Below are 3,522 nucleotides of genomic sequence, written 5' to 3' on the forward strand. Positions count from 1 at the left end.
GTGCGACTTCAGCTCCGCGTCCTTGTCGGGGCGGACGCGAATCTTCTCGAAATATTTGGGGTACGGCTTCATCTTACCCATTTATGGGGCGTTCGCAGATGCGAAACAAGAATTGACATTTTCGCGATCATCGCCCTAACCGCTGAATCGCGGCATAAAGCAGGCGAATGGCGGATTTTGTTGCTCGGCGGCGGCCCCTTGCGAAACCGATTTTCGGTTTCCAGGCCGAGACGCCAGCGATATGTGGTGAAGGGAGATGGCGATGTCCATACAGGCGACCATGGAAGACAAGCTCAATAAGGCATTTTCGCCGGACAGGCTGGTTATCATCAACGAGAGCCATCTCCATGCCGGCCACCACCATCACGGCTCCGACCATCACGGCACTTATGACGGCACCGGCGAGACGCATTTTCGCGTCCGCGTCGTCGCTTCCGCCTTTGCCGGCATGAGCCGCATCGACCGTCACCGCGCCGTCAATGAACTGCTTGCCGACGAATTGAAGGCCGGCGTGCACGCGCTGGCGATCGAACCGGCGGCTCCCGGCGAAAAGACCCGCTGGTAGCTCGGTTCCGCCGATCGTTTTTCGCCGCGCTCAGAGCACCGCTTCGATGAGGAACGGCCCGCGCCGTGACAGCGCGCTGTCCAGCAGCGCCTCGAAGCGCTCGCACGTATCGGCGCGAGCCGCCTCCACGCCCATGCCTTTGGCCAGCGACACCCAGTCGAGCGAGGGATGGTCGAGGTCGAGCATGCGCCTGGCGTTCTCGCCGATCGCGCCCACGCCGACATTCTTCATCTCGCCATGCAGGATTGCATAGGTTCGATTGGAAAACACGATCGTCACCACGTCGAGCTTTTCCCGCGCCTGCGTCCACAATCCCTGTACCGTGTACATGCCGCTGCCGTCGGCTTCGAGGTTGATCACCTTGCGGTCCGAACAGGCGATTGCCGCCCCGGTCGCCATCGGGATGCCGCCGCCGATCGATCCGCCCGTGCCCATCATGTAGTCGTGCGGCGCTGCAAAGGCCGACAGCGCGAAGAAACGCCTGGCCGAGGTGACCGCTTCATCGCAAACGATCGCATCGGCCGGCAGTTTGCGCGCCACCGAGAGCGCGATGGCATCTTCCGTCAGCTTGCCGTTCGGCGTTGCCTCGTCGGGAAAAGCGGCCGCGAGCACCTGTTGTTGTGACGGCTTGATGCCAAGTTCGTCGCGAAGCGCCTCCAGCGCCGTATGCAGATCGTCGCCATGGGCGGCCAGTGTCAGCACCTCGCAGCCTTCCCGCACGAGCCGTCCCGGTTTCCCCGGATAGGCGAAGAAGGCAACCGGCTCCTTCGCACCGACCAGGATCAGAACATCGACGTCGCTCAGCACAGCCATCGCCGCATCGACCGGATAGGGGATGCGGGTCGGCGCGACACGCCCACGCCCGCGTTGCATCCGTGCGATCAGAACCTCGCCGAACAGGCGGACATCGCTGCCCGTCGAAATCTGCCCGGCGATGGCGAGCGCATCGGCGCGTGCGGCCTTTCCGCGAACGATCATGCCTGCCCGGCCCGGAGCGGTACGGATCGCCGCGGCGACCTTGCGCACGGCGTCCATATCGACGGCCGGCGCTGGCACCAGCTTCACCTTGCCGACCGAAACCGCGTCGACTGCGCCCCAGGCAGCATCCGCCGGCAGGATCATCGTCGCGACGCCGGGCGGTGTCAGCGAGGCGCGAAAGGCTGCTTCAGCTGCCGGCACGATATCGGCCGGGCCCTTGACGCGGCCGACCCAGTTGGACATCGGCGCCGCAAGGCTCTCGATATCGCTGGTGAGCGGGGCATCGAGCGGCAGATGGTAAGAGGCGTGGTCGCCGACGATGTTGATCATCGGGCTGAAGGCACGCCGGGCATTGTGCATGTTGGCGAGCCCGTTGGCCAGGCCGGGACCGGTATGCAGCAGCGTCGCGGCCGGCCGATCGGTCATCCGCGCATAGCCATCGGCGGCACCCGTCACCACGCCCTCGAACAGCCCGAGCACGCAACGCATTTTCGGCTTGCGGTCAAGTGCTGCAACGAAATGCATTTCGGAGGTGCCGGGATTGGCAAAGCAGACCGTCACATCGTTGGCCAGAAGCACGTCACACAGGACATCGGCGCCGTTCATGCAATTCCCTCCCGCTCACGATCGAAGAGCACTTGCACCCGGGCGCGCCCGCACAGCAATATCCCGCCGCCATTTTTGATCTGATCCAGCGCTGTAAAGATCAGCCAACCGTCGATTTCAGGAATGCCAGCGCGGCAGCGGTCAGCGCGTCACCGTCCTCGCCGAAATCGCGATTGATCGACATATGCGTGTAGGCGCTGCCGTCGAACAGTGTGACCTGGGTGCCCGTCGCGCGCAGGCGCTCGGCAAAGGCCTTGGAGTCCTCGCCGCGGCCAGGGGCGCGCGAATAGGCAATGAACGTCGGCGGGTGCTTGCGGCCGTCGACATGGCTGGCCGGCGACAGTGCCGCCCATTGCGCGGGATTGGAAAAGACGCGGGCATAGGCCCGCACCATGCCGCCCTTCCTGGCAAGTGCTGCAAGATCATAGGCCCTGGTATCGTCGAGAATGAGCGCAGCTATGCCGGGCAATCCGCCGCGCATGCCGGTCAGCGCAATCAAATGGCAGCCGGCCGAATGGCCCATGCCGACAATGCGGTTGGGATCGCCGCCATGCCGGGCGATGTTGGCCCTGATGAAGGCGTAGGCCTTTTCGACGTCACCGGCCTGGGTGGCGACATCGGCCTGCGGCAACATGCGGTAGTCGATGGAGACGAAGCAGAAGCCGTTGGCGAGCAGGAAGGCCGGTTTGGCGTTGACCTGACTGCGTTTGCCAAACTGCCAGGTGCCGCCATGAACGAAAAATACGACCGGCAGGCCGATTGCACCATCGGGCGCATAGATGTCGAGCTTGGCCGGCCCGTAGTCGAAGGTCTTTGGCGTGGGTCGGCGTGTTTCCGACGCGGCCGATGCTTCCAACGGCAGCATCGCCGCCACCGAGGCCATGATCAGGCTTCGTCGATCGATCATCACTGTCTCCTGGCGAGGCAAGACTGCACGCGGCGGCCCCAGCCGTCCAGTCAGGGATTCGCAACACACCCGCTACCCGCGCTGAATGCCGCTCCGCACCGAGCGCCTTGATCTCGGAGTGGCCTCAAATCTTACGATCGCAGCCACCTCTTCACATGAAGGGAACAAACGGTACCCCCCGACAGTTGAATGCGAGGTGAGCCGAATGGAAGCCACAGCGGCTCCGAGGGCAAAAGCATCATGCGAGAGAACCAGTCTGACGTCTTTGATCTGTTTTCGGAAATTTACACCAACGCGGCGCAGGAAGAGATCAGCATCCAGCAATATCTCCTTGCCTGCCGCGAGGACAAGTCGATGTATGCCTCGGCGCCTGAACGGATGGTCGAGGCGATCGGCGAGCCGAACCTGGTCGACACCAGCAAGGATGAGCGGCTCGGCCGCATTTTCTCCAATCGGACCCTGAAAG

The 3,522-nt window shown here is 63.5% G+C and carries 3 protein-coding genes and 1 pseudogene; 2 read left to right on the top strand and 2 right to left on the bottom strand.

Annotation, left to right across the window (positions count from 1 at the left end):
* The first annotated feature begins 262 nt into the window (after nt 1-262).
* Nucleotides 263-565, top strand: a complete 303-nt coding sequence (locus EN984_RS26875; RefSeq protein ID WP_013529365.1) for a BolA family transcriptional regulator — start codon at nt 263-265, stop codon at nt 563-565.
* Between the two features lie 30 nt (nt 566-595).
* Here the strand turns inward: EN984_RS26875 and EN984_RS26880 are convergent, their stop codons facing one another.
* Both EN984_RS26880 and EN984_RS26885 read right to left on the bottom strand, forming a co-directional pair.
* A complete protein-coding gene (locus EN984_RS26880) occupies nt 596-2,149 on the bottom strand; it encodes an acetolactate synthase large subunit (protein ID WP_127266964.1) in 1,554 nt (517 codons plus the stop codon).
* A gap of 100 nt (nt 2,150-2,249) precedes the next feature.
* Nucleotides 2,250-3,056 carry an alpha/beta hydrolase gene (locus tag EN984_RS26885; protein WP_127266965.1) on the bottom strand — a complete coding sequence of 269 codons (807 nt, stop codon included), beginning with the start codon at nt 3,054-3,056 and terminating at the stop codon, nt 2,250-2,252.
* A gap of 240 nt (nt 3,057-3,296) precedes the next feature.
* Between EN984_RS26885 and EN984_RS26890 the strand changes: the two are divergent.
* Nucleotides 3,297-3,522 (top strand): annotated as a pseudogene (locus EN984_RS26890) (PrkA family serine protein kinase); the annotation flags it as partial.

The organism is Mesorhizobium sp. M7A.F.Ca.CA.004.12.1.1, assembly GCF_003997835.1.
In the GTDB taxonomy this organism is placed as follows: domain Bacteria; phylum Pseudomonadota; class Alphaproteobacteria; order Rhizobiales; family Rhizobiaceae; genus Mesorhizobium.